The organism is Actinomadura roseirufa (assembly GCF_900659635.1).
Lineage (GTDB): Bacteria > Actinomycetota > Actinomycetes > Streptosporangiales > Streptosporangiaceae > Spirillospora > Spirillospora roseirufa.
Genome location: NZ_CAACVB010000564.1, coordinates 1 through 1,293 on the forward strand (window position 1 = coordinate 1; position 1,293 = coordinate 1,293).

Annotated in this window: 3 protein-coding genes; 1 reads left to right on the top strand and 2 read right to left on the bottom strand. The window is 73.5% G+C overall.

Features of this window, described 5'->3' with window-relative positions; translation table 11 throughout:
* Nucleotides 1-263 (top strand): hypothetical protein (locus E1291_RS43025; RefSeq protein WP_207401274.1); only part of this gene is annotated, 263 nt, incomplete at its 5' end.
* Between the two features lie 242 nt (nucleotides 264-505).
* Here the strand turns inward: E1291_RS43025 and E1291_RS41415 are convergent.
* Nucleotides 506-691 carry a hypothetical protein gene (locus E1291_RS41415; RefSeq protein WP_131743474.1) on the bottom strand — a complete coding sequence of 62 codons (186 nt, stop codon included), beginning with the start codon at nucleotides 689-691 and terminating at the stop codon, nucleotides 506-508.
* A gap of 129 nt (nucleotides 692-820) precedes the next feature.
* A complete protein-coding gene (locus E1291_RS41420) occupies nucleotides 821-1,216 on the bottom strand; it encodes an endonuclease/exonuclease/phosphatase family protein (RefSeq protein ID WP_131743475.1) in 396 nt (131 codons plus the stop codon).
* Between the last annotated feature and the right edge of the window lie 77 nt (nucleotides 1,217-1,293).

The window sequence follows — 1,293 nt, forward strand, 5'->3', positions numbered from 1 at the left end:
GTCCCGGAGCCCCGTCGATGTCGGCCGTCACCGCGACGCCGCGCGGGTTCGTCGCCGCCGGGACCACCGGGGAACGGGACGCCGCGCTGTGGGCGTCCCCGGACGGGCTGGCCTGGCACAGGGTCGCGGCCCGCGGCCTGGACGGGCCCGGCGAGCAGCGCGTCACGGCGCTGGCCGTGCTGGGCGGCGACCTGGTCGCCGTCGGGACGAGCGCCGACCACCGCGGCGAGACGCCGCTGCTGTGGCGCGCGCCGCTCCCCTAGCGGGCTGCCGGAACCCGAGCCACCGGTGCCGGACGGTCAGCCGTTGCAGCCGCAGGAGCATCCCTTCGGGCACGAGCATCCGCCGCCATGTCCGCAACTGCATCCCTTTGTGGTCATGAGCGGAACGTAACCCTCCTCGCACGGGGAGGTCTATGGCCCGGCGGCGACGGGCACCTGTCGCGGGGAGGGAGGCACGGGCCGCCCCGGGGCGAGGGGAGTGGGACGGCCCGTGCCGGTCTGGGTCAGCCGTGGAGGTGCAGGTCCGCGCCGAGCAGGACCAGGAACCAGAGAAGGATGGCGAGCAGGGCGCTGCCGACGCGGCGCAGGAGGTCGGCGTTGAGATAGCCGCGGTCCCAGGCGACGAACACGCCGATGATGATGTAGATGAGGCCGCCGAGGCTGATGTGCGGCCGATATCGGTACGCCATGGAGGCGTCTCCTCCCGGGTGGGGGTGTGACGATCCACGGTTGCCCCGAGCACGACGGCAAAAACACCGGTGCCATTCAGGGCCGTTCAATTCCGATCTTTTTGTACAGCCCAAAAAGGAAGGCCGGGCTCACTTCCCGGACAGGTCGATGCGGACGACCGCGGGATCGCGGTCGCCCGCCCGGTCCGCGAACTCGGCGCCGCGATGGACGACGTCGAACTCGTGCCTGCGCCGCAACAGGGACGGGCTCAGCAGGATGTGGTCGAGCGCCTGGGAGTTCCCGCCGGACACCGCCGTGTACCGTTCCCCCGGCGGCATGCGGGCGGGGAGGTCGGTCAGCCCGCCCTCCTTCTCCAGGGCGCGGACGGGGGAGGAGAACTCCTGGTCGCTGAGGTCGCCGGCCACGATCACGTCGGCGTCGCGGCCGGCGGCCCGGACGGACCGGACGAAGCGCGCCACGACGCCGGCCTGCGCGGCGCGCCGCCACTCGCTCGGCCGGGCCGGCGGCTGGCGCCGGCCGAACACCGGGTCGTCGTCGCCGGACGCCCCGAACCAGTGGCCGGCGACGACGATGATGCGCCGGCCCCGCCAGGTGACCTAGA

What these genes read in the sequence shown, in the direction of transcription:
- E1291_RS41415 (WP_131743474.1), bottom strand. Translation starts at nt 691, where the DNA reads ATGGCGTACCGATATCGGCCGCACATCAGCCTCGGCGGCCTCATCTAC.